This window comes from Leptospira biflexa serovar Patoc strain 'Patoc 1 (Paris)', from assembly GCF_000017685.1.
Taxonomy (GTDB): Bacteria; Spirochaetota; Leptospiria; order Leptospirales; family Leptospiraceae; genus Leptospira_A; species Leptospira_A biflexa.
Genome location: NC_010602.1, coordinates 2,174,711 through 2,199,372 on the forward strand (window position 1 = coordinate 2,174,711; position 24,662 = coordinate 2,199,372).

The window sequence follows — 24,662 nt, forward strand, 5'->3', positions numbered from 1 at the left end:
GAAGTCACTCCTAAAATTGCGAAAATCTCTGGTTTCCCTTACACCTTCTCCTTTTAAAATGAGTGACATAGACCCCGAACTCGAAATTCTGTAATTAAAAAATCGTTTTATCTCTAGATACGAGCCTTTTAGGAGAAACTCATGGTAAAAATCGCAATTAATGGTTTTGGTCGCATTGGACGACTTGTGCTTCGTTCCGGAATCAAAGATCCCAATTTAGAATTTGTCGCAATCAACGACCTTGTCACCCCAGACAACCTTTCTTATTTATTCAAATATGACTCTACCCATGGTCGTTTCGACGGAGACGTTTCTCACACAGACAACGAAATCATCATCGATGGCAAAAAAGTAAAAACTTTCTCCGAAAGAGACCCTGAAAAACTCCCGTGGAAAGAACTCGGAGTGGACTTTGTCATCGAATCCACAGGGCTTTTCACGGACCGAGTGGGTGCTGAAAAACACATCAAAGCGGGTGCCAAAAAAGTAGTGATCTCCGCTCCTGCCAAAGACAAAGACATCCCTACCTTTGTGATGGGTGTGAACCATGAAAAATATGATTCTGCCAAAGACAATGTTGTCTCGAACGCATCTTGTACCACAAACTGCCTTGCTCCGATCACAAAAGTGGTCCTTGACAATTTTGGAATCGTAGAAGGTCTGATGACAACGATCCATGCGATGACAGCAACCCAACCAACCGTTGACGGACCTTCCAAAAAAGACTTCCGTGGTGGACGTGGGGCAGCTCAAAACATCATCCCTGCCTCCACAGGGGCTGCCAAAGCAGTAGGACTTTGTATCCCAGAAGTGAATGGAAAACTCACTGGGATGAGTTTCCGGGTTCCCACTCCCGACGTATCGGTTGTGGACTTAACCGTTCGCACCGAAAAACCAACTAGCCTCGCTGAAATCAAAAAGAAAATGAAAGAAGCAAGTGAAGGTTCCATGAAAGGAATCCTTGGTTATACGGAAGACATGGTGGTTTCGAACGACTTCCTTGGTGACATTCGTTCTTCTATTTTTGATGCGGATGCTTGTATTGAACTAAGCCCTACTTTTTTCAAACTCGTATCTTGGTATGACAATGAAATGGGATACTCCAACCGAGTCCTCGACCTAGTTCGTTATATGGCAAAAAAAGGCTAAGATGAAATTACCTCTTCTCGAAGAACAAAATCTAAAAGGAAAACGAGTCTTTGTTCGTGTGGATTTCAATGTCCCTGTGGAAAACGGAAAAGCAACGGACAGAACTCGGATTGAAAAAACCCTCCCTACTTTGGAACTTCTGATTTCCAAAGGTGCTAAAATCATTTTGGGAAGCCACTTAGGTCGCCCGAAAGGTGGACCGGAACCGAAGTATTCCATGAAACCGGTGTTTGATGTTCTTTCCGAACTTGTCAAAACCAAAGTGAGTTTCTCGGAATCTGTGATTGGTTCCGATGTGGTGAAAATGACGAATGCGCTTGGGGAAGGTGAAATCCTACTTTTAGAAAACCTTCGGTTCCATAAGGAAGAAGAGGAAAATGTTGCCAGTTTCTGTAAGGAACTGGCAAAACTCGCTGATGTTTATGTCAATGATGCGTTCGGAACGGCACACAGAGCACATGCTTCGACAGAAGGTGTGGCCCACCTACTCCCTGCCTTTGCGGGACTACTCATGCGAAAAGAAATTGAAGTCCTCAGTGGCCTACTCGCAAAACCTGAGCGTCCTTTTGTGGCTATTGTGGGTGGATCCAAAGTCAGTTCCAAATTTGCCATTTTAAAAAACCTCCTCGAGAAGGTAGACCACCTCCTCATTGGTGGGGGTATGGCATACACGTTTTTAAAATCAAGAGCGGTTCCTGTGGGAAAATCCCTTGTGGAACCAGAATTTGAATCCCAAGCCTTCCAACTCATTGACCGAGCTGGGATCCAAGGGGTTGACCTGCAAATTCCAGTGGACCACATCATTGCGGATGCCTTTGATCCCAATGCCAAAACAAAGTCTGTGGACAAAATGGGAATCATCGATGGTTGGATGGGAATGGACATTGGACCAAAGACCATCGACAACTATGTCAAAGCGATAAAAGATGCCAAAACCATTTTATGGAACGGCCCAATGGGTGTCTTTGAAATGGATAAGTTCTCAAAAGGAACCATCGAAATCGCCAAAGCCATCAGTAAATCCAAGGCCAAAACCGTTGTGGGTGGTGGTGATTCCATTGCCGCTGTGAACAAAGCGGGAGTAGCGGACAAAATCACTCATATTTCCACAGGTGGAGGTGCTTCCTTAGAATTTTTGGAAGGACGAACTCTCCCTGGCGTACAATGTTTACTCCCAAAGGAAGAAAAATAAAATGAGAAAGAAGATCATCGCAGGGAATTGGAAAATGAACCTCACGCTAGCGGAGGCAAAAGAAATCACCAAAGGTTTACTCTCGGCTTGTGACTCTTCTTCTTATGAAATCATGGTCTTCCCGAGTGCCCTCCATTTGGAGTCAGTGGCATCCATTGCCCGAGACTCCCAACTCATCGTGGGGGCACAAAATGCCTACCAATCGGGGCTTACCGCCATGACAGGTGAAATCTCCCCAGTCCAGCTGGCAGAACTGGGCATCCAAACCGTTCTTGTGGGCCACTCGGAAAGGAGACAATTCCTCGGAGAAACATCCGAATTTGACAATACCAAAATCTCCTACTTCTTAAAACATGGACTACGAGTTGTCTATTGTGTCGGGGAAACTTGGGCCGAACGAGAAAAAGGAAACACCTTTTCTGTGTTAGAGGACCAAATTGGCAAAGGATTAAAAGGGATCACAAGTGACCTTTTCAAAAACCTCGTGATTGCCTATGAACCAGTTTGGGCCATTGGAACGGGAAAAGTAGCAACTCCCGTAGAAGCGGAAGAAGCGCATGCCTTTATCCGAAAAGAAATTGGCAAATTATTTGTTGGTGCAGACCTTGTGGCGGAGAACATTCAAATTCTTTATGGTGGTTCAGTCAAACCTGACAACATCAAGGAACTTCTCGCCAAACCAAATATTGACGGTGGCCTCGTTGGTGGAGCCAGTCAAAAATTGGATTTATTTTTAGGACTTTTAAAATAAGGATACTTTATGGGATTTTTTGCAGGAACCATTCTCACTCTATTTGTTCTTCTCTCTCTTTTTCTCATCCTACTTGTGATGATCCAAACAGGAAAAGGTGGAAGTGCAGGAATGCTCGGCGGTTCAACCGCAAGCCAATCTGTTTTTGGAGCGTCTACCGCTGATGTGATGACAAAAACAACACGAGTGGCAGCAATTTTGTTTATCGTTTTGTCACTTGCACTTTCGTTTGTGTTTGCGAAAAAAGATGAAGTATTGGTTCCCGATTTAGAACCAAGTTTGGAAGCCCCGGTAGAAACTGATGGAACAACTCCCGAAGTACCGGCACCTAGCACTCCTTAGTCTTTTTTTACTAAATGTCAGTCTTTTCGCTGAGACTGACATTATCGAAAAAGAAAATCGGTTAGACAAAGAAATTCTAAACCTTTACCGAGACATCGCAAAGGCTAGGGATCTTTTGTCTTATGAACAATTGTCATCCTTACCTGCCAATACAACAATTACTTTCATTGGGACCTATCCCAATCGAACAGGCATTCGGATCCGAAAATTCAAAGTGGACCCAGACCCACAAAATAAAAATCGAATCAAACATTCGGAAGAAAAATCCATTTTACTGGAATTCAATGGTTCCGTCTTATCCAAGGTAGAGATCCAAATCACAACGGAAGACACAGAAATTGAACAAAAAACAAAAACCAAAATTACAGATTCCACTCCTCTAGATGATTCCGTAAACGATATGGTGATCCAATTTTCTGGCATTGATGGGAGTGATAGTTTTCCACTTTCTACTTTACGAAATGATTCGATCAAACAAGAACGAAATGATTTTAAAAAAGACTTCTATATCAAATTTTTATTAGATTTTTATAGCCAACTTGCTTCCATTAATGCCCTACAAAAATCAAGTGGCAATCCCAACCAAAAGAAGATGTTCAAACAACTCAACCAATCCTTAGGTTACTAATTTGTCAGAATTTATAAATCATGGAGACTCACATTCGATCGAAAACATCGAAAAGGTCGCAGAAAAAGCGAGAGAACTGGAGGCCATTTATGATGTGGTGCAAGACCCTCTTGTACTCATCGATTCCGACTTTAATATCCAAAGGGCAAATTTAGCCACCATTCGATTCGCAAAAAACAATAAATATGATGAATTATTGGACCGAAAATGTTACGAGGTTTTATACCAACGAACAGACGTTTGCCCATATTGTCCCAAAATCAATGTCAAATCCAAGGACAAAAATCAGTCTTATTCCACACCAATCACCCGTGAAATTTTTTTCCGATCAGAAGATAAAAAACAAACCCTACTTTTGGAATTTTACCCCTACCCCAAACAAGAAGATTTGTTTTGGATGGTGGAAAAAATATCAGATGTCACAAAACAACGAGACAAGGAAGAAGAGTCATTTCGAATGCGTAACCTTGCTTCACTTGGGATTTTAATCTCAGGTATTGCACATGAGTTAAACAATCCTCTAACGGGAATTAGTTTAACATTACAAAATTTAAAAGCAAATTGGCAAAACCAACCTCCCGAACAAATTGAAAAACGTTTGGATATGATTAAAAATGATATATCTCGAGCAGCAATCATTGTCTCCGATATCATTTCATTTGCAAAAACAGACAAAGTCAAAGTCACACTCGGTGATATTGTCGAAACCATTACTCGCGCAAAAGATACGGTCATTCGATTGTATCCTCATTTGAGTAAAAATATAAATTGGCGGATCACTTGTGATCACGAGTACCAATTCCCTTTCCATCCAGGCAAGATGGAGCGCTTATTTATGAACTTATTTCGTAATTCTTTACAAGCATTCGATTATAGACCTGGGGAAATTTCGATTGAGATACGTAAGACAAAAAACTGGCTTCATATTATTATCGAAGACAATGCGGGCGGAATTCCTGACTCCATCATCCAAAAAATTTTTGATCCATTTTTTACTAGTAACAAATCAGGAACAGGAACAGGGCTTGGGCTATCCATTTGCCACTCTATTGTAAAAGAACATGATGGAAACATATCTGTCAAATCAGTAGAACAAAAGACAAGATTCACAATTTCTTTTCCGCTCACAAATGATATTACGGAGCCAAATTCATGAAACAATCCATTTTGATTGTAGAAGACATTCATTCGATACGTGAAGCGATCATGGATCTCTTGAGTACCAAATTTAATGTGTTTGGGGCGGAACATTTTGAAGAAGCCGTTTGGTATTTAACAAATGAAAAAATTGACTTAACCATAACTGATATTCGACTTCCTGGAAAATCAGGAATCGATCTTGTCAAACTCATCCAAAAAGAATTTCCACATGTATTGTATGCTCTCATGACTGCATACAATATCAATGAGTACATCAAATATGCGAAGGACCTTCAAATTTGGAATATCATTCCAAAGTATAGTTTTTTAGACATCCATCTCATTGAGGTGATGGTCCAGAAACTATTATCAAATGACATCTTTGGGATTGAAAAGTATTTTTCAAAAGACTTCCAAGTATACGACCAAAACATCAATAGTGATTTTGAAGACGCTCCAAGTAATGGCATCGTTTACAAACAGATCAAATCGGACCAAGATCGTTCCATTTTATGTGGTAAAATTTCCAAAAATTTAATCCAACTTGGTGCACCAAAGGCCATTCAACAGGTGTTAGAAGAACTCACATCCAATGCGATGATCCGTGCACCTAGGACAAATGAAGGGGAATACAAATACCAATTTGAAATTCCAAGCCATGATATGGTGGTGCCTCTTGACAATATTCAATTGATGCCTGATGATTATTTTTTAATCGGATATGGATCAACCGAAAGTACAATCTTTATAGTGGTTCGGGATCAATTTGGTTCCTTACGTAAGGAAGAGATCTTACATCGATTGGATCGTCATATCAGCATTGATGAATCAACGGGTTTTCCAAAAGGTTTGGAAGACAGCCACGGTCGGGGGCTCTACATCTGCCGTGAAATTTCTGACCAATTGATCTTTAATATCAAACCAGGTGTGTGCACAGAAACAATCGCGATGATCAACAGAGAAGGACGGACTGGATTTAAATCCTTATCCATCTACGAAGTGGATTCTAAATCATAACGATGGGGTTACAATTTTTGGAATTGGACCAAATCCGTTTTTGTTTCCATATAAAATGTAGAATCTTGTTTTCCGGGAAAAAACCGAATCGGTAATTCGGAAGCAGGGATTCTTTTTTTCCGAATGGTCTCCCCTGCTTCATTAAAGAAATGTAATTCATTGTCCAGAGCGGCAACAACAAATGTATCACTCATAAATATTGATTGGTAAACACCAGTTTGTTTGGTTTTGTTTTTTTGCCAGATCAGTTTTCCTTTTTGATAAAAATACAAAGCTTCTGGTGTCTGGATAAAAATTTGCCCCAAGTTTCCAGTGGCTAAATACAATTGGTGCGGGTAATATTGGGTCAAAGGAAACTCTTCCCTATTTTTACCGGCTTCATCCAAAACCAAAATCCAATCTTTATCTTCCACGGAATAATGAACTGATGTAAGTTTACCATCTGGGGAAAGTGATACCGATTTAAAAAATGAATTTTGTTTATCTTTCGATAAATCAAATCCAAAGATTTCATTTCCTTTTTCATCCAAACGATAGATTTCTCCACCAGAAAACAAAACCACAACCCCTTTATTCCTGATATCGAATTGGTAATCTGCTAAAAACCTTCCATTTAACTCTTGCTTACCGATTTGATTACCACTCTCATCCATCAAAAAAACGGTATTATTATCTCCAGATAAATACAAAACAGGAGAGGCAAAATACCCACTCCTTGGATACGAGTTGATCGGTTTTTTCCAATACAATTCACTACTATCAGAATAAAAATTTACCTCATCACCGATTTTTTCGTACAATAAATAACCGTTCCCCAATAAGGGAAAATCGACTAAAAACTTTGGATCCACTTCGGGTTTTGAGTTCGTTTTAAAAGAATAAAACTGTTTGTTGAATTTGTATCCGTTCAAAATTTTCAAAGGATCCTCTCCTAATTTGGGAGAGTTTGTTCCAAATTTTCCTTCTAAATTCCATATCCAAGTTTCTCGTATACTAGGAAGAAATGTGAGATCCACATCCCAACTCAAATAAAACAAAACAAAAAAACCAAGTGAATATAGGATATTTTGAAACATAATTATACGACCTTACCCTTCAATGATTGGTAAATTAAAAATAAAGCAGTGTTACTCGCATTCTCACGAATGGATTCTCGATTTCCAGGAAATAAATACCTATGTACTTTGATTTTCCCATTTGGCTCTTTTAATCCAATACAAACTGTCCCCACAGGTTTTTCTTCACTTCCACCTTCTGGTCCAGCAATGCCTGTAATCGAAACACCAAAGTCTGTTCCCGTTTTCAAACAAAGGCCATCCACCATCGCAAACGCCACCTCATCACTCACAGCACCGAAAGTTTCGATTGTTTCCTTAGGAATCCCAAGTAGGTTGGATTTCATTTCATTGGAATACGTTAAAAAACCACCCATAAAATAAGCACTAGAGCCTGCTCGCTCTGTAAGTTTTTTCCCGAGAAGTCCACCCGTACAACTTTCAACTACTGAGATGGTCCACTTTTCATATAACAATTGTTCATGTACATATTGAAATACATCATCAGAAATTAAATCTGGATATTGTTTTTCTAAACTTTTTAAGATTGTATCAAGCATAACATCATTTGTTGACTGAAAAATACACTTAATATATCCTCGATTTGCCGTAACTCCCCATTCTGTTTCTTTAAAGTATACTTCTCTGTTAGGCTCAATGAATTCGTTTTGAAATAAAGATTCTCCGATATTCCATAACCACTTTGTTTTTTGGATTAAGTTCTCACGTGGATACATTTTTTTTAATTCAGGGACTAACCGGCGTTTGAACATTTCGGTCATCTCCGATGGAACACCAGGCATACAAACCAAGTATGAATTTTCTCCTAAACTTTCGATAAATCCAACGGCTATGCCTACTGAATTATCAAGTGTTTTACATCCCTCTGGAACATTGGTTTGGCGGAATACAGTTGGTAATATATCTTTGTAATCTTTTCCTCTTGCTTCATAAATCTTAGTGAGTCGAATTTTTGCTTTTTCAACTGCATAAGAAGTTTTGCCAGTTAATTTGAGAACCGTTTCCAATGTATAATCATCTTCTGTCGGACCTAGTCCTCCCGTCATTATCGCAAGGACAGGAATTTCTTTTGCGAGACTTTGTAAGGCTTCTAATTCTTTGAAAATTAGATTTGGATCATCAGGTAAAGTGATGATTTTTTTTACCTTCCAACCCAGTTCAAACAATTGGTTGGCAATCCATCCAGAATTTGTATCCACACTCCTACCTGCAGTGAGTTCAGAGCCTGTAGATAGAATGACAATGTAAGGAGTCATGTATTGGATTCGTCTTCTTTTGACATTTTTTCAGGACTTGAAATTCCCAAAAGTTCCAAACCCGAAGCGATGGCTCGTTTGGTGAATAAAATGAGAAAGAGTAATTGTTCCCTTTCTTCCCCTTGTTTTTCTTTAATTCGATTATCCTTGTGAGAATAAAATTTGGTAAATGCTTTACTGAGTGATTGTAGATAATTAGTTAGGCGGTGTGGCTCCAAGTTTGTGGCAGTATCATACACTTCTTCCTGAAATCGAGCCACCCAAAACAAAAGTCGCAACCTCTCTTCCGATTGGAAACAATCTCCGCTGACCACTTTTGGAATACTCCAATCCGCTATTGAAATTTGTAACTCACGAAAAATGGAACAAATCCGCGCATGTGCATATTGGATATAAAATACTGGGTTTTTATCAGACTCATCTTTGGCTAAGTCCAAATCAAAATCGAGAGGAGCATCAGAACTTCTCATTAAGAAAAAATAACGTCCAACATCTTTTCCATTCTTTCCGAGATATGATAACAAATCCCGCATTGTTTGGAAAATTCCCAAACGTTTACTCATCTTAACTTTTTCTTTATTTTCAATGAGATTCACTTGTTGGGCAATGAGAATTAAAAAACTATCGTTTGATTTCCCGAAAGATAACACTGCACCTTTCAAACGAGCAATGTATCCATAATGGTCTGGTCCCCAAATATCAATTAATTTAGTAAATCCACGTTTGTATTTGTCAAAATGATACGCAATGTCTGCCATCAGATACGTTGGCCTGCCATCTTCTCTGCGAATCACTCGGTCTTTGTCATCACCATACTGCGTGGATAAAAAATGTAGTTTGCCATCGATGGTAGATACATCTTCTTTTTTTAAAAGAGTGGGCACATTTTCCACATCTCCTGCTTCGTGTAAACTTCGCTCGCTGAAAAACTGATCAAAATGAACACCAAAAAGTTTTAAATCTTCTTTTTGCCTACTTAAATTGTATTCTACTGCATATTTTGATAGATCATGAATGCACTCATCCCAATTTTTGTTTTGAATCCACTCTTCTACTTGAATTGATTTAGTTTTGTTACTAAGAACTTCCTTCGCGATATCTCTGATATATTCGCCTCGATAACTTTCTTTTGGCAATATACGTTTTTCTATAAGAGTAAAAACAGACTCCTTACTCTCATCTTCTTGGAATGATATTTTTTCCCCTTTCTCTTCGAAGATACGTAGGAGCACGGCAACTCCAAGCAAGTATACTTGGTTACCATAATCATTCACGTAAAACTCTCGTTTGACGGTATGCCCAAGACTTAAAAGTAAATTTGCCAAAGCGTCCCCATAAGCAGCGGATCGTGCCGAAACAATATTCATGGGGCCAGTCGGATTTGCAGAAACAAATTCCAGTAAAATGGATTGTTTCTCATCCGTTTTGGCAAATGTTACCATAGGCGACATGACTTGGTTTGTATATTGGATTAAAAACTGTGAGCGGATGCGGAAATTAATAAAACCTGGAGGAGAAAATGTTACAAATTCAAATAATGTTTCATTTTTGATTTCGGAGAGAACACCTTCTGCAATTTCCTTTGGATTTAATTTTAGAATATTTTTGTTTTCCAACGCAAACGGCGAAGAGTAATCACCAAATTTTTCATCCCGTGAGTATTCGATTCGGATTTTAAATTCTGTCAGTGGAAGGTCTATCTTTTGTTTTGTAAGATAGGATGAGACTGCCGATTCGAGTTCAGTGAGTACAAGATTTTTTAATAATTGATTGGCTTTCATTTTTTTATTTGTATTTCCATTTTTAATTGGTCTGCATTTTCCCATAGTTCAAAACTTTTGATTTTGAATCGTGTGACAAAATTGGGAATGGATTCCTTAGGATCTCGAAGAATCGTTTCGAAATTTTCTTTTTGAGTTTTTATGTTTTTGGAAAAAGATGTTTGTTTGAGGTTTTCCGATTTGAGTAACAATTGGAAAAGAGCAAGGAATACCGAAAAGGTCATCACAAGCAGAATGGTTTTGATGATAAAATTCATAAATCCCCAATCGTTTTATAAAATTCAAAATAAGACTTTAACTCCCTTCCCAATAGAGACCGCAAAAACTGATTGAGGATCATATCCCCTTCTCGGTATTCTGCTTCTTTTGGGAAGATGACCAAGACATTCGAAAATTTCTTAGATAACATTGTATGAAAAAGTTTTAAAACAGGCAAATGATCTTTGGTGATGGGATGGCAATCAGAGCATAAAAATTCACGTGAATCCACAGAAAAATAAGCCTTTGCTTTCGTGAGAACTTCCTCCCCGCAGGTATGACAGTAAAATTCTGTCGGGAAATGGCCCATATGAGTGAGTGCTCGGAGTTTAAAAAAAGGTAATATTTCTTTGCGGAATCCATTCTCATTACTTACCTCCAAACTGCCAGAAAGTAATTGGTATAAAAATGGATGGTTTTCTCCGTCGGGGTATAACTGGGAAGTGAGTTCCGTTAGATACAAAACAAATAAGGTTCCCACATAGTCTTTTTTCAGTTCATCGTATCGTTTGATGAGGTGGATTTCCTTGGTTGATTTCCAATCCTTTTCTACCTGGTCGTAATAATCCACCTCCACAAGACAACCGAGTTCTGTGGATATGATGGCTCTCCGTTTGGATTTACGTATCCCTTTGCTGATAAAATTCATCCGAACTTGGGTCTCTCCAGCCAAACTAATCAGCCTGTCGCTTTCCCCTATATCTTTACTTTGGATGATGATTCCAATTTCTTTTCGAATCGCCATTTATGTTGCAAAAACCAAATCCAAACATTCATCTTCCATTTTTCTCATGAGCAAAGCATCTTCCTCATTTGTCTCATGGTCATATCCAAAGTTATGTAAAATCCCATGTACTAACAATCGATAAAATTCATCAACGAGGCCATGTCCAATTTCCATTGCTTGTTTTTTACAAGTCTCCATTGAAATCACTACTTCACCTAAAATTTGAACAGGGATCGGTGGATGTTCCGAATACAATGGAAAGGATAAAACATCCGTGGTAGCAGGTTTTCCTCTTCTCTCTTCATTAATTTCAGCCATTAGCGAATCATTGACTAGATAAATTGAAAGTTCCAATGAATGTAAAAACTCAGGTGCTAAGAATCGTAATATTTTTTCACAATTGGATATCACAGGATCAGAAAAAATTTCTGATTGGTTTGATTCGTCATTCCAATGAGTGAAAACCGAAAGGGACGGGTTCATCGCTTCGTCTTTTTGGTATTCGCTGACTCTAAGGCCTTTGTATCTTCTGGTTTTGGGTATTTTGGTCTTTGGTGAAGACTGGAAAGTAATACTTCTTTGAAACTTGCTTTGATGATTTCTAAATCTCCGATTGTCAGTCCACTCTCATCCAATTGATTTTCGGCAAGCTTTGAATTGATGATTTTACGAATGAGATCATCCAAACTTTCTTGTGATACTTCATCTAACGAACGAGAGGCGGCTTCCAAAGAATCTGCGATCATCACAATAGCAGTTTCTTTACTTTGTGGTTTTGGACCTGGGTATTGAAAATCTTTTTTATTAATATTTCTACGTGCCGAACTCGAAATTTCTTGTAAGGCCTTATGGTAAAAAAAGGCCATGGTAGATGTCCCATGGTGTTCGGGAATAAAATTGATAATTTCTCGTGGAAGCCTTGCCTTTTTTGCCATCTCAATTCCATCTAACACGTGATCAATGACGGTTTTGGCAGCAAGAGCCGGATTATTTTTATCGATATGTTCTGGTTTTGGGATTAAATGTTGGTTTTCTACAAAAAAGCCAGCATTGGGAATTTTTCCAATGTCATGAAAATACACACCCACACGCACTAGAAGACGATCCAAATTGAGATTTTGTGCAGCTCTTTCGGATAGGGCTGCCACCATAAAGGTATGGGTGTAAGTCGATGGGGCCTTTGTCAAAAGTTGTTGTAATAATGGATGGCCTGTATCGGCCAGTTCGATCAATTTGAATCGAGTGGGAATATTAAAAATATACTCATATAGAGGCAGTAAAAACTGAACGGCCGTGGCACTCGCAAATCCATTCACAAAACACATTACGGTGATGCGAAATAAATTGGAATTGGAAAGATCCTTAAAAAAACCAGTGCCAGTGGAGACAAAAAACTCACGACCATCAAATAAGTAACCTGCTGTCGTCACAAGGATTTGCACAAAGGTGAGTAAAAAACCAGCTTTCAGGAAATCAATTCGTTTGAGCAAACGTCGCCCGTAAATGGAACTCATCACCGCAACAGTAAAGGCCAACATGAATGAGGTAGGATTGTATCTAGACGCAAAGAAGACAGCAAAGGACAAAAAGAAACCGATGGCGATGGAGAGTTGTTCATCATAGACAAAACCGAGTAACAAACAGAGCATCCCCACAGGAACAAACATTCCAAAATAATATACGGTCGACAAATCACTGTCAGTTGCATAGAATACCTTCGACAATAGATAAATCGAAGCGATCACAATCCAAAGTGTAAAAAAGATAATTAAGTTACTCGATAAGTCATTCAATCGATTGGGTCTGTATCGAATTAAATAAAATCCCACTATCACAATGAGAACACATTGTGTGAGAAAAATCGAAATGATAGAGGCAAGATTTGCCCTTGTAGCATATAAATTCATCATGTCCAGTTTTAACTTCACTTCTGGTGTGATGACATCACCTGCTCTTACGATGATTTCATTGGCTTGGATTCGGCTTTTTTGAACTGAAACTGCACTTGCTGCTTTCACCCTCGCATTTTCCGTTTCTTCTGGGTTATAATTGCAGGCAGGATAGGAATACACATAGTACAAACCAATCCTAGATACAGCTTTTAATAGAGAATCGGATACATTTGGTAATTTCTCAGAAGCTAACTTTGATAACACGGCAGTCACAGGTCCGTCTTTATAAATTTGAGATCTAGGGATGACCAAATTTCCGTCAATGATGGTGGTATGGTCTTGGGTTCCAATGTTTCTGATTTTGGCTCCCGTCTTGTCGAGGTCTTTGGCAAAAGGCAAATCTTCTTTGACAATACAATACTTCGAAAAAATCAAATTTGTATACTGTTGGATGAAGTTTTTTAATTTTTCTTTTTTCGGATAATCCAAGATGGCTTGGATTTCTTCGTTTGTACGATTGCGCCATCTAGGAATTCGATCTTTGACCGTTGTCGGATTTGATTTCCCTTCCTGGACAAGGACACGTAAAATTTCTAAATCTTCTGATAAATTGGTATCGATACCTGCGACTAACACACCGAAGTCTTTATCAAAAGCAAAAGGAACATTCGATTTAGCTTTTTGTTTTTCTAAATTTGTTTTTTCAGTATCTTCGTATGAAAACTCTTTGACCGACTGGATGGTTTCAGGGGCAATTTTTCCTTCTGAAAATAAGCCATCGGAGTCGGTGTTGACCTTCGATTGGCCAAAAAAAGGAATCGAAAGAACATAAGTCACAAAAAGTAAAGTCAGACAAACCAAAATGATTTGAATGTTCCGAACCACAGATACTGGCCTAACTTTTGTTAGAAAGTCGGTCACACTCGTCATCGAAGAATCAAAGATTGCTTTCATGGTTTTTTGTTAAATAAACTCTCGTTTTCTTCGAATCGTCGGACAATGGATTCCACAATCGGATGGCGGGTAATGTCTTCCCTTCCGAAAAAAATTGTCTCTATTCCATTCAAATTTCGAAGAGTGTAAACTGTTTTTTCAAGTCCAGACCTGCCATGGGCCAGGTCAATTTGGGTGGCATCCCCAGAAATCGCCATTTTGGAATTTTTTCCGAATCGAGTGAGAAACATTTTGAGTTGCGGGAGCGTACAGTTTTGCGCTTCGTCCAAAATGATAAAGGAATGGGAGAGTGTCCGGCCTCGCATAAAAGCAATGGGAGCAATCTCAATTTTACCCACCTGTAAGTATTCTGTTGTTTTTTCGAAGCCAATACATTCGTGTAACGCATCGTAGATGGGACGAAGGTATGGGTTTACTTTTTGGGTTAAGTCACCTGGTAAAAAACCAAGATTTTCCCCCGCTTCCACTGCAGGCCTTGTGAGAATCAACCTATCCACTTCTCCAGTTTGCATCATTCGACATGCTGTGGCGATGGATAAAAACGTTTTTCCCGTACCGGCAGGACCCATAGCAATGGTGATGTAGTTTTTATGAAGGCTATCCACAAAACTTTCTTGGTTTTTTGTACGGGGGAAAATGGGTTTTCCTTTGAAGGTTACAAAGATTTTATCTTTCGGAGTCCAAGTTTCCCCTTCTTTTTGGAAATCAGATGAACCAGGAGTCGGCCAACCACCACTAGAATCCTTCACTTTGTTCACTAAGTAATCGATATCAAAAAAGGAATACTCAGACTTATCAGGCCTTCGTTTGAAATTTTCTTCTACCTTCTGAAAGGTATCAAGTGCCACTTGGACATGGTCAGGGCTCCCTTGGATGATGAGAGATTTTCCACGCGGGATGAGTTTAACACTCAGTCGACTTTCCCATAACGGGAGTTTGCTGTCACTGATCCCACATACCGTCTGGTAGAGGGATTCTTCCTGAAATGTAAAACTCTCATCCATGTTAGATTGTGACTACCCTAAGTTTGAGTTCTTCTAATTGTTTTGCTTCCACAGGACCTGGCGCTTCACTCATCATACAAGTTCCTTTTTGTGTTTTTGGGAAAGCAATCACATCACGGATGGAAGTCCCACCAGTGAGTAACATCATGATCCGATCCACACCAAAGGCAATCCCACCATGAGGTGGCGCTCCAAACGAGAGTGCATCGAGTAAAAATCCAAACTTGGATTTGGCATCTTCTTCCCCAATTCCAATCGCTTCGAGTACGAGACTTTGGATTTCTGGGTTGTGGATACGAATGGATCCACCACCAATCTCTGTTCCATTCAAAACTAAATCATAAGCTTTCGCCCCAATCGAAGAAAGGTCAACTTCTTTCCCGTCCTTCCAATCTCTTAGTTTCTGAAAGTCTTCTTCCTTCGGAGATGTGAATGGATGATGAAGGAAGGTCCATGATTTGGTTGTTTCATCAATTTCAAACATAGGAAAGTCTACGACCCAATGGAAACTATAAGGGACCTTAGGTGGATCGTATTTTTCGGATAATTTCAAACGTAAGGCACCAAGAGAAGCATTCACAATTTTGGAAGAATCAGCACCAAAAAATACCATATCCCCTTCTTTGGATCCAACGGCTTTGGCAATAGCCTCAAGTGCTTCCGGGGAAAACCGTTTGGTGATGGTGGATTCCAGCCCATTTGCCCCATGTTTCATATAAGCCAGGCCTTTGGCACGGTAGTCGCGGGAAAGCCATGCCGTGAGGTCTTCAATTTCTTTTCTAGAAATCACAGATCCACCTGGAACACAAATCGCTTTGACAACTCCACCACTCGTGATGGCACCCGTAAACACTTGGAAGTCACAAGATTTCACATGTTCTGATACATTCACAAGTTTCATTCCAAAACGAATGTCTGGTTTGTCCGAACCGTATTCTTCCATCGCCACATGATACGGCATGGTCATAAAAGGTGCGTTCACTTCTAACTGGAACACTTTCTTTAAGGCAAACGCCCACATCGCTTCAATCTCACGGCGGATGTCTTCTTCTGTGACAAAGGAAAACTCCATATCGAGTTGTGTGAATTCAGGTTGGCGGTCCGCTCGTAAGTCTTCATCCCGAAAACATTTTACAATTTGGAAGTATCGTTCCATTCCACCAATCATTAGGATCTGCTTAAAAAGTTGCGGGGACTGTGGGAGTGCATAAAACTCACCTGCATTCAAACGAGAAGGCACAAGAAAGTCCCTAGCTCCTTCTGGAGTGGACTTATTTAAAATGGGGGTTTCAATTTCCAAAAATGACTTACTGTCCAAATACTCTCGCAAAGCAAAAGTTAGTTTGTGTCGCAACACTAAACGATCCCGAAGTTCTTCACGTCTCATATCAAGGTAACGATACTTCAAACGGATTTCTTCACCCGATGGATCAAACTCATCTAATGTAAAAGGAGGAGTTTTGGATGAGTTTAAAATTTCGACAGATTCGGCGATTAACTCGTATTTGCCGGTTTCCATCTTTGGATTGATAGAATCAGCATCCCTTAGGGAAAGTTTTCCCTTTACCGCAATTACGAATTCAGAACGAATTTTTTCGACTTTAGAGAAGTCATCGCCTAAGATTTCTTTTCTTGCAACAATTTGTAAGATTCCAGATCGATCACGCAGGTCAATGAAGATCACCCCCCCCTGGTCGCGGTAACGGAAAGCCCATCCAGAAAGGAATAAAGTTTTACCGACAGATGCATCCGATACACTCGTTGCACTAATTCTATTTTTGTATTCTGATGTGACCCACTGATTCAATTGAAAACCTCTTTATAATGGAACGTTATCGAAACGGCTGATCTTCGGATTGAACATCAATGGAAAATCGGCCGTTGCTCCCGCTCTGTTTTTGGCGATGATGATCTCAGCCATCCCCCTTTTATTGGGGTCTAACTCTTCGGGAGGTTTCACCATTTCTTCCCGATAAATAAAACATACAATGTCCGCATCCTGCTCAATGGCACCTGACTCCCGTAAGTCGGAAAGTTGTGGCCTTTGGTCTTTGGAGCGGTTTTCAATGGAACGATTCATCTGCGATAAAGCGATGATGGGACAACCAACTTCCCTTGCCATTTGTTTTAAGCCCCTGGAAATATTGGCAACCTCTTGTTGCCTTCCACCCATAGCGGCTTTTGGGTCACTCATAAGTTGTAAATAATCCACAATCACAAGACCCACTTCTTCAGTGGTACGAAGTTGTCGGAGTCTTGCCGAAAACTCTTGGATCGTCAAATACCCTGAGTCATCAATGTACAAACTTGCAGAAGTGATGTTTCCAATACTGTCTTTCAGTTGTGTCATTTGAGCCGAGGTTAAAGTTCCCGCCTTTAACGCATAAGAATCAATCCTTGCATCCGCACTGATGAGTTTGAGAAGTAATTCGATCCGGCTCATCTCGAGTGAGAAAATAACAACTGTTTTACGTTCTTTTAAGGCGGCATTGGCGGCAATGTTTAAGGCAAATGTAGTTTTACCATTCCCTGGACGTGCAGCAAGGATCATGAGTTCGTGTGACTTAAGACCTGTGGTAGCCATATCAAGTCCCGTAAAATGGGTTTTTAATCCATTGATCCCACCGGTTCCATTTTGACTTGCCGCGACTACATTTTTAATGTAATCAATGAGGGCATTGGCATCGTCTTTGACTTTCCGTAAACCTTTGGATCTCTCTTGGCGAGAGATATCCATCAGTGACTGTTCGATCAAACTAAATACAGAATCGTTTTCACCCGGTTCAATTTTGACTTTATCGATCGCTTGTGAGAGGGCCTCAACATATTTCCGTCTATCGGAAACACGTTTGACACGTCGCACATAATACTCTAACGGCTGAAAGGGGACTGTATCTTTATATAGGGAAGTGATGTATTCCAGATCGCGAGATTCGTCTTTAAAGAGACGTTTTTCTCGCATTTGGTTTGTGACCGTTACTAGGTCGATATTGATCCCTTCATTTATGAGGTCTGTGACCGCTTCGAAGACTCTTCTATGGGTATCCATATAAAAGTCTTCCGGGCTAAGACCTAAGTCTTCCTGCCCGGCTACCCCTCGCATGAGTAAGTAACCGATTAAGTTCTTCTCAGACTCTAATTCCTGAAGGGGGTTAGAATTCATCGAAAAAGTGTTGGTGTTAGACTATGCTTGGCCGACGACTTTTACAATGATCCCAGGAACAACACCTTCTGCCAAACGAACTTTGATTTTAAACTCACCAACAGATTTAATTGGTTCACCTAAGTCTAGTTTGCGTTTGTCGAGTTCCACACCAGTGTTTTTAATTGCGAGAGCAATATCATTCGCTGTTACAGAACCAAAAAGTTTGTCGTTCTCACCCACTTTCACTTTGATTTCGTATGTTTTACCATCGATCGAAGCAGAAAGTTCCTTCATCACTTTCACACGTTTGTCGCGTTTGAGTTCAGCAAGTCTCTTTTGGTGGATGGCGGCTTTTGTGTTTCCATCGTTTGCACGTACGGCAAGTCTTCTTGGAATGAGGAAGTTACGTGCATAACCATCAGCAACTTCTTTTACATCCCCAGCATCACCAAGATTTAATACGTCTTTTTGTAATACAACTTTCATCGTAACTCCTACAGAACTTTAAACGGTAGTAAACCGATGGATCTGGATTTTCTGATTTCACGAGCAAGGGCTCTTTGGTGTTTGCCACAAGTTCCTGTGATCCTTCTTGGAATGATTTTACCACGATTGGTCACAAATCTTTCTAAGATATCAACTCGTTTGTAATCAAGACCTGCAAGTAAGGCTTTGTCAGCACAGAACTTACATACTTTCTTTTTGTATTTTGCGTTTTTACGACCGAACTTACCTTCTCCGTCTTTACCACGGAAACCACCTTTTTCGTCGTCTTCCATCCCGTCCATACTCTCGCGGGAATCTACTCTTGTATCATCAATATTTGTCGTTTCACTCATTGTCATCACCTATCAAAAAGGAATGTCGTCATCGCCGGCTGGATAATCATCATAACCACTACTTACGCCGGAATCATAAGAATTGGAACTGTCAGTACGGTCTCCTGATCCACCACCTTGTCCTTGTCCTTGTCCACCGAGCAATTGCGCGGATTCAACATAAACGCGGATCTTTGAGGCTTTTTTGCCTTCGGGAGTTTCCCATGACTGTTGTTGGAGTCTACCTTCAATCGCTACTTGTTTTCCCTTGCCTGCATATTGTTTTAAAATGTCAGCAAGTCGGCCCCATGCAACACAGTCGAAATAATGAGTTTCCTCTTTTTTTTCGCCGTTAGTCACATAAACTCTGTTATTTGCAATTGAAAAATTGACAACAGAACTTCCGTTCACCGATTTGAATTCCGGGTCACGGGTCATACGACCGATGAGTAGTACTTTGTTTAGATCGTTAGCCATTTGCCCTAATTACGAGGGTTTTTAAGATATTCACATTGAGTTTAAACTCATGTTCAATCTTTGCGACTTCTGTAGGAGATCCAGAACACTTAATGAGTGTAAAATGGCCTTGTTCGTCTTGTCCAACGGGATGCCAGAGTCTTTTAGAACCCCAATCCTCTTCGCCTTGGATCGTGAAGTTGTATTTGGAGAGAAGCTCTTTTACGGCAGACTTCGTCTCTTCTACATTCCCTTCACGAAGAATATTCGTGATTTCGTAGTTTCTCATATTTCTCCTATGGGTATACCTACATAGAAACACTTGTAGGTAGAAGAATTTGTTAGTTTCCACTAGGGTTTTGCCAAGGGGGGCTTGGGTCAATGGAATTTCTTCTTGGTGTAGACAAACCTTTCTATTTCTATGGAATTTCTAACATTTTTATGGGTGAAAAATCAAATTTTCCAGAAGTTTGGGGCCTAGGCCTTGGTCTCTTTTTAGCGCTTTTTGCTGGTTTTTTAAACCACATCACTCCGAAAGAACCGGCTCTTGACAACCACTCTGGATTTGAATCCACTCTCCTCGGCCTGGAAATGGCAGAAACTCCGAAACAAGTCCAAGACCTCATAGGCATCCCAGATACCATTGAATTTTTCCACCTGTCCACAGAATACAGGCAAGTCCATTACCTCGACTTTGGTTTTATTTTTTGTTACCTTGCGTTTTTAACGTATACCGGGCATTATGCGGGACGAAAGGTTCGCCCCATTTTTTTAAAAATCTTTATGGGTATGATTTTACTTCTTGTGATTGCTGGTTTTGCGGACCTAATCGAAAACATTCTCATTCTCAACATTTTAGATGCAAAAACGGTAGAGGAAATGACTCCCTCTTTGGAATACCTAAAACCTACATCCCAACTCAAGTGGTTTTGTTTGTTTTCTTATGTAGCAATCGTTTCCATCTACTTTTGGTTATACGAAAAAGGTTGGATCCTCAGAAGTGCTGCCCTTTTATTCTTTACTGGATTTTTTTTACAGATCTTTTCCATCATCCGAACAAACTTACTGGAACTCAGTTTTCCCTTTTTTGCTTTGGGACTCGTTTGTACCTGGTTCCATTATGGTTTTAGTTTGGCTTTTAGTTCCTTTTCAAAAAAAACATAACCCCTTCCGCCAGAGATTACCAAATCGGTTCCCAATTGTTTGCAGAGGATCGCATACTCTTTTAAAAAATTTTCGGCTTCTTTTGGACCCAGTGGAAAAAAGTAATGATCCCCTGGCATCGATTGGTGTTTCCCAAACACAGGAATCACTTCCACAAACAGAAGTTTGTCTCCATCAAAATGGGTCACAACAGAAATATTGTGTTTTAAGTATTGGTTTTTGGAACCAAAGAAAAAATTACCAAGAGAATAAACAACAATCCCTTTGGGGAACACTTCAATCCCTTGTGGAACGTGAGGATGGTGGCCAATGATTACCTTATAACCTGCGTTAATTAAATATTTTGCCGCATTACGTTCTGTTTCCATTGGTGTCGGGTTGTATTCCACTCCCCAATGAACAGACAAAACATTCACTTGACCTGGTTTTGTTTTTTTGATGATCTTTTCTGCTGTCGCCACACGAAAGTAAGCAGCTCCAGGAGAATTTGTGCCCGAAAAAAGTCGTGTCTCACCTGTATCGGAAAAGGAAAACAAACGAAATTCTGTATTCCCTTTTTTGACTTGGATGGGCAACAAGGCTTGGTCTGTGTTTTTCCCTGCACCTGTATGTAAAATCTTAAATTCATCTAACAAATCTAAGGTTTCAAATAATCCATTTTCCCCAAAGTCCATGGTATGGTTATTCCCTAAAAACACACCATCGATTCCAAGAGACCGTAATACAGTTAGGTCCCTTCTTTCCCCATAAAATACATACGATTTCCTTTGGTCGGCAGCTGGGGTTTTGTGTAAAATTGGTGTTTCTAAATTGATGAAACGATAGTCAAACTGATCCAGGTAACGGAAAAAACTTCGAAACGAAAACATGATATCATCCGATCGCATTGCATCCCGAACTCCCCAATTAAACATAACATCCCCACCAAACCAGAGTTTTATGGAATTTGGATATTGAAGAGTCTCTCCTGATTCTGTTTGGAATTGATACAGAGAGTTTGCCGGTAGTTCTAATCTGTTTTCAGGATCTTCCGGTATGTCTGCCGAAAAAAGAAAAAGGGGGATTAATACTAACGAAACAAAATAAGATGATTTCATTTATTAAAATCGAAATACTTGGGAAGCTACTTCCGTAATTTGAGATTTTTTCAATTTGATTTGAATGAGAACATTTTCCTTTTCTGTATCCAAACTGATCACTTTAGTTGTAATTTCCTTTGGTGGATGGGTTTGTTTTTGATTGGATTTCACAATGGCAATGGCCTTTAATCCTCGTTTATTGCTTGTTAGCTCTAAGCGATCTAAATTTCCATCTTGAAAAAAATATTCATACTCTCCATCCAGTTTGGTGAGGTAAACACGCGAATCATTTGTGTTAAACCTAGCTTTTTGGTTTTGGATTTCATCGATATAGTTTCCCGTTAGATAGGAGTAGATAACAGGAAAGGGAATCGTATATTTTTTGCCAGTATTTGGATCTTGGATGAGGATGTCACCCATAGGTAGAGTTTGAATCTCTTTGGTACTTGTGGGTTTCAGTTGGATTTGGTCTGCGTTTGCAATGAGTTCGGAAAACACCATGCCAAAAAATTGGTCCATTAATTGGATTTTTATCTGTTTGGTATCTTTTGAAAAATATACCTTTCCATCTAAATACACATTTTCCTTTTTCGGAATGAAGGTTTGGATCTGCATCGAAAAATCAGATTTAAAGCTTGGGAAGTTTGGATTTTTTTCTAAAACTTGTTTTAAAAAGGTTTGGGAAGATGTATCTTTTGCAGGTAAATATTTACCTTCCGCCTTCCCTAAAAAATTTGGATCTTCTACTTCCGTCGATTGGCAAGAGACAAACAATACGATCAATACAAGAAATAAAATACGATGGATCATTCCGAAATTTCCTTTTCCACTCTTCTGATTTTTGACACCAAGTTTTTGTTAGACTTCTGTTTGTCTTTTGAAAGTGAAAGTTTATAAAATTGTACAGCATTCACAGGATCGTTTTTGGCCAAATAAACATCACCTAAGTGTTCATATATCACTGGATCTTCAAACCCTCGTTCCAAAGCCAAAGAAGCCGCAAAATTCAAATGTAAAAGAGCTAAATTGAATTCTTTTTTACGATAGTACACCCAACCCAAACTATCTTGATAAGCAGGATTGTCAGGTTCTAAGGCAATTGCTTGGTTTAAAAGTTGTTTTGCTTCTTCAGGATGAATGTCTTTTTCCGCATATAAGTATCCTAAATAGTTCATCGCATTGGAAGCATTTGGATTGAGGGAAATTGTTTTTTTAAGATCCGATTCCGTTTCAGGGAATTGTTTTAATTTATCATACGATGTGGCTCTATAAAAATACAAATTCGGATTGTTTGGTTCTAAACGAATGGCTTCTGAATAGTCTTTGATACTTTCTTGGTATTTTTCCAATTGAAAGTAAGACAATCCTCTCAGATAATAATGAGTAGGACTTGGATTTTCCGAAATTGTTTTCGATAGAATGGCGACAGAAGTTTCTTCTTTCTTTAGATTCCCTTGTAAATACAGATATGCCAATCGAAAACGCAGTCGAAACTTTTTTTCCAAATCAGAGCTCAAATTGATCGCTTCTTTGATGGAAAGGATCGAACGGTTCCATTGTCCCAACATCTCTTGGCAGGCTGAGATTTTTTCCAAATAATTGACTCTTTGTTCGATTTGATTTTGGTTTAACCGATTCATCCCACGGCGTAGGATATTTTCAGCGAGTCCATATTGACGGTATTCATATGCATACTGAGCAGTTTCTGCATTGAGTTGTTCGTATTCTGGATCATTATTTTTTTCAGCAAGTTCCAAAAGAGCCACACGAGGGGAAAGCCTTCCTGGATTTCCTTTGATGAAAGCACGAAGTTTCTCCGATAAGTCTAGGTTTGATCCATTCACCAATTGGTAAAGTAATGGCATAAAACCTTCTTTTGGAATTTTGTTTTCATTCTTTAATGTCAAAAAAAACTGAGGCGCCAAATCACGAGCATTTAGAAAATATATTTCAGCTAACATATGAGAAGCGTCAATATCTCTCGAATTTTTTTCGCGAATTTGTTCCAAATAAAATTTCGACATTTTAAAATCGCCTAACACAAAATATATTTGTGCTAATCGAAATAAAACTTCCATATCGTTTTTATTTACGGAATTGTATTCGTTATATCGTTTGATCGCAATTTTTGCATAATCCAGTTTATAATTCAATTCACCAAGAGATTTGGCAGTTATGTTTTTGTATTTGGAATGGTTGTCTCTTCTTTCAATGACAAACGAAAGTGCCGTATAATACAGAAGTGACTGGTTCCACATCTTTCGTTCAAAATACAAATTCCCAAGTAGGTATAAAAAATCGGGATCATTCGGAAAGGAAACGAGATCGTGTTCCAATACCTCTGTTGCCCGACTTAAATCCTGTTCTCTCAAACGGATCCTCATTTGTAAGATCACAATTTCTTTTGTGACTTCCTTAGAGTTCTGTTTTGCGATTTCGGACCATTCCCATGCTCCCTTTGTATTGGCTAATTCCAAATAATTTTGGGCTTGGATTTCGGCTGATTGGGCCGTGGGGCCTTTTCCTTTTTCCTTTTGGCAATCGTGGTATTTGTCCATAAACGAAACAGAGGTTTCAAACGCAAGTTTGGCTTCTGTGGCTTTCTTTCGATTGTTTGCTTGGTAGCCGTCAATTTGTTCTTGGATGGCCCGAGACAATAGGTATTCACTCGGAACACCAGGCTCCAAGTGAGAACAATCTTTTAGTTTTGGTTTTGGATCTGCCTTGGTCAGAGAAACAGAAAGAAAACATAAGAAAACAAAGAGGAATGGGTGGTTTGGAGTTTTAATTGCTTGAAACATCAGTAGATTCCGGCAAAGATCGGGTACAGGGA

25 protein-coding genes are annotated in these 24,662 nt (G+C 39.5%); 8 read left to right on the top strand and 17 right to left on the bottom strand.

What is annotated here, in order from left to right; all coding sequences use genetic code 11:
* Positions 1-141: 141 nt before the first annotated feature.
* The 7 genes from gap to LEPBI_RS10305 are packed head-to-tail and all read left to right on the top strand — an operon-like array spanning position 142 to position 6,219.
* Positions 142-1,149: a type I glyceraldehyde-3-phosphate dehydrogenase gene (gap, locus tag LEPBI_RS10275; protein ID WP_012389052.1), complete on the top strand. Its 1,008-nt coding sequence runs from the start codon at positions 142-144 to the stop codon at positions 1,147-1,149.
* 1 nt (position 1,150) lies between these two features.
* Positions 1,151-2,341 carry a phosphoglycerate kinase gene (locus tag LEPBI_RS10280; protein ID WP_012389053.1) on the top strand — a complete coding sequence of 397 codons (1,191 nt, stop codon included), beginning with the start codon at positions 1,151-1,153 and terminating at the stop codon, positions 2,339-2,341.
* 1 nt (position 2,342) lies between these two features.
* Positions 2,343-3,092 carry a triose-phosphate isomerase gene (gene tpiA / locus LEPBI_RS10285; protein ID WP_012389054.1) on the top strand — a complete coding sequence of 250 codons (750 nt, stop codon included), beginning with the start codon at positions 2,343-2,345 and terminating at the stop codon, positions 3,090-3,092.
* A gap of 9 nt (positions 3,093-3,101) precedes the next feature.
* Positions 3,102-3,434 carry a preprotein translocase subunit SecG gene (gene secG, locus LEPBI_RS10290; RefSeq protein WP_012389055.1) on the top strand — a complete coding sequence of 111 codons (333 nt, stop codon included), beginning with the start codon at positions 3,102-3,104 and terminating at the stop codon, positions 3,432-3,434.
* Positions 3,394-4,062: an LIC_12096 family protein gene (locus LEPBI_RS10295; RefSeq protein ID WP_012476310.1), complete on the top strand. Its 669-nt coding sequence runs from the start codon at positions 3,394-3,396 to the stop codon at positions 4,060-4,062. Before secG ends, LEPBI_RS10295 begins: the two co-directional genes overlap by 41 nt.
* Before the next feature lies 1 nt (position 4,063).
* A complete protein-coding gene (locus LEPBI_RS10300) occupies positions 4,064-5,218 on the top strand; it encodes an LIC_12097 family sensor histidine kinase (RefSeq protein WP_012389057.1) in 1,155 nt (384 codons plus the stop codon).
* Positions 5,215-6,219: a response regulator transcription factor gene (locus LEPBI_RS10305; RefSeq protein WP_012389058.1), complete on the top strand. Its 1,005-nt coding sequence runs from the start codon at positions 5,215-5,217 to the stop codon at positions 6,217-6,219. The genes LEPBI_RS10300 and LEPBI_RS10305 overlap by 4 nt, the downstream gene beginning before the upstream one ends.
* An 8-nt stretch (positions 6,220-6,227) precedes the next feature.
* Here LEPBI_RS10305 and LEPBI_RS10310 read toward each other — a convergent pair whose 3' ends face one another.
* The 14 genes from LEPBI_RS10310 to rpsF all read right to left on the bottom strand — a co-directional run bounded on the left by LEPBI_RS10310 (position 6,228) and on the right by rpsF (position 19,875).
* Positions 6,228-7,295, bottom strand: coding sequence for a hypothetical protein (locus LEPBI_RS10310; protein ID WP_012389059.1), 1,068 nt, complete (start codon positions 7,293-7,295; stop codon positions 6,228-6,230).
* 2 nt (positions 7,296-7,297) lie between these two features.
* Positions 7,298-8,551 carry a nicotinamide-nucleotide amidohydrolase family protein gene (locus LEPBI_RS10315; protein ID WP_012389060.1) on the bottom strand — a complete coding sequence of 418 codons (1,254 nt, stop codon included), beginning with the start codon at positions 8,549-8,551 and terminating at the stop codon, positions 7,298-7,300.
* Positions 8,548-10,332 carry an arginine--tRNA ligase gene (gene argS / locus LEPBI_RS10320; protein ID WP_012389061.1) on the bottom strand — a complete coding sequence of 595 codons (1,785 nt, stop codon included), beginning with the start codon at positions 10,330-10,332 and terminating at the stop codon, positions 8,548-8,550. The genes LEPBI_RS10315 and argS overlap by 4 nt, the downstream gene beginning before the upstream one ends.
* On the bottom strand, positions 10,329-10,589 hold the full coding sequence (locus LEPBI_RS10325; RefSeq protein WP_012389062.1) for a hypothetical protein: 261 nt from the start codon (positions 10,587-10,589) through the stop codon (positions 10,329-10,331). The genes argS and LEPBI_RS10325 overlap by 4 nt, the downstream gene beginning before the upstream one ends.
* Complete coding sequence (gene recO / locus LEPBI_RS10330; RefSeq protein ID WP_012389063.1) at positions 10,586-11,335, bottom strand: DNA repair protein RecO; 750 nt, start codon at positions 11,333-11,335, stop codon at positions 10,586-10,588. The genes LEPBI_RS10325 and recO overlap by 4 nt, the downstream gene beginning before the upstream one ends.
* Positions 11,336-11,800: an rRNA maturation RNase YbeY gene (gene ybeY / locus LEPBI_RS10335; protein WP_012389064.1), complete on the bottom strand. Its 465-nt coding sequence runs from the start codon at positions 11,798-11,800 to the stop codon at positions 11,336-11,338.
* Positions 11,797-14,163, bottom strand: a complete 2,367-nt coding sequence (locus LEPBI_RS10340) for an HD family phosphohydrolase (protein WP_012389065.1) — start codon at positions 14,161-14,163, stop codon at positions 11,797-11,799. The genes ybeY and LEPBI_RS10340 overlap by 4 nt, the downstream gene beginning before the upstream one ends.
* On the bottom strand, positions 14,160-15,167 hold the full coding sequence (locus tag LEPBI_RS10345; protein ID WP_012389066.1) for a PhoH family protein: 1,008 nt from the start codon (positions 15,165-15,167) through the stop codon (positions 14,160-14,162). Before LEPBI_RS10345 ends, LEPBI_RS10340 begins: the two co-directional genes overlap by 4 nt.
* 1 nt (position 15,168) lies before the next feature.
* Entirely contained in the window at positions 15,169-16,974 is a 1,806-nt protein-coding gene (aspS, locus tag LEPBI_RS10350) for an aspartate--tRNA ligase (RefSeq protein ID WP_012389067.1), read from the bottom strand.
* Between the two features lie 12 nt (positions 16,975-16,986).
* On the bottom strand, positions 16,987-18,330 hold the full coding sequence (gene dnaB / locus LEPBI_RS10355) for a replicative DNA helicase (RefSeq protein WP_012389068.1): 1,344 nt from the start codon (positions 18,328-18,330) through the stop codon (positions 16,987-16,989).
* 21 nt (positions 18,331-18,351) lie between these two features.
* Complete coding sequence (gene rplI, locus LEPBI_RS10360; protein ID WP_012389069.1) at positions 18,352-18,798, bottom strand: 50S ribosomal protein L9; 447 nt, start codon at positions 18,796-18,798, stop codon at positions 18,352-18,354.
* A gap of 8 nt (positions 18,799-18,806) precedes the next feature.
* Positions 18,807-19,091, bottom strand: a complete 285-nt coding sequence (gene rpsR, locus LEPBI_RS10365) for a 30S ribosomal protein S18 (protein ID WP_012389070.1) — start codon at positions 19,089-19,091, stop codon at positions 18,807-18,809.
* Positions 19,092-19,163: 72 nt separating this feature from the next.
* Positions 19,164-19,607, bottom strand: coding sequence for a single-stranded DNA-binding protein (locus LEPBI_RS10370; protein ID WP_012389071.1), 444 nt, complete (start codon positions 19,605-19,607; stop codon positions 19,164-19,166).
* Positions 19,600-19,875 carry a 30S ribosomal protein S6 gene (gene rpsF / locus LEPBI_RS10375; protein WP_012389072.1) on the bottom strand — a complete coding sequence of 92 codons (276 nt, stop codon included), beginning with the start codon at positions 19,873-19,875 and terminating at the stop codon, positions 19,600-19,602. Before rpsF ends, LEPBI_RS10370 begins: the two co-directional genes overlap by 8 nt.
* Before the next feature lie 92 nt (positions 19,876-19,967).
* On the opposite strand from rpsF, the gene LEPBI_RS10380 reads away from it, so the two are divergent.
* On the top strand, positions 19,968-20,750 hold the full coding sequence (locus tag LEPBI_RS10380; protein ID WP_012389073.1) for a hypothetical protein: 783 nt from the start codon (positions 19,968-19,970) through the stop codon (positions 20,748-20,750).
* Here LEPBI_RS10380 and LEPBI_RS10385 read toward each other — a convergent pair.
* From LEPBI_RS10385 to LEPBI_RS10395, 3 genes are read right to left on the bottom strand one after another with little or no spacing between them, the layout of a single operon-like run.
* A complete protein-coding gene (locus LEPBI_RS10385; protein ID WP_012389074.1) occupies positions 20,705-21,847 on the bottom strand; it encodes a CapA family protein in 1,143 nt (380 codons plus the stop codon). The two genes, LEPBI_RS10380 and LEPBI_RS10385, sit on opposite strands and share 46 nt — an antisense overlap.
* 3 nt (positions 21,848-21,850) lie before the next feature.
* Positions 21,851-22,639, bottom strand: coding sequence for a hypothetical protein (locus LEPBI_RS10390; protein WP_012389075.1), 789 nt, complete (start codon positions 22,637-22,639; stop codon positions 21,851-21,853).
* Entirely contained in the window at positions 22,636-24,630 is a 1,995-nt protein-coding gene (locus tag LEPBI_RS10395; protein ID WP_012476311.1) for a tetratricopeptide repeat protein, read from the bottom strand. The genes LEPBI_RS10390 and LEPBI_RS10395 overlap by 4 nt, the downstream gene beginning before the upstream one ends.
* Between the last annotated feature and the right edge of the window lie 32 nt (positions 24,631-24,662).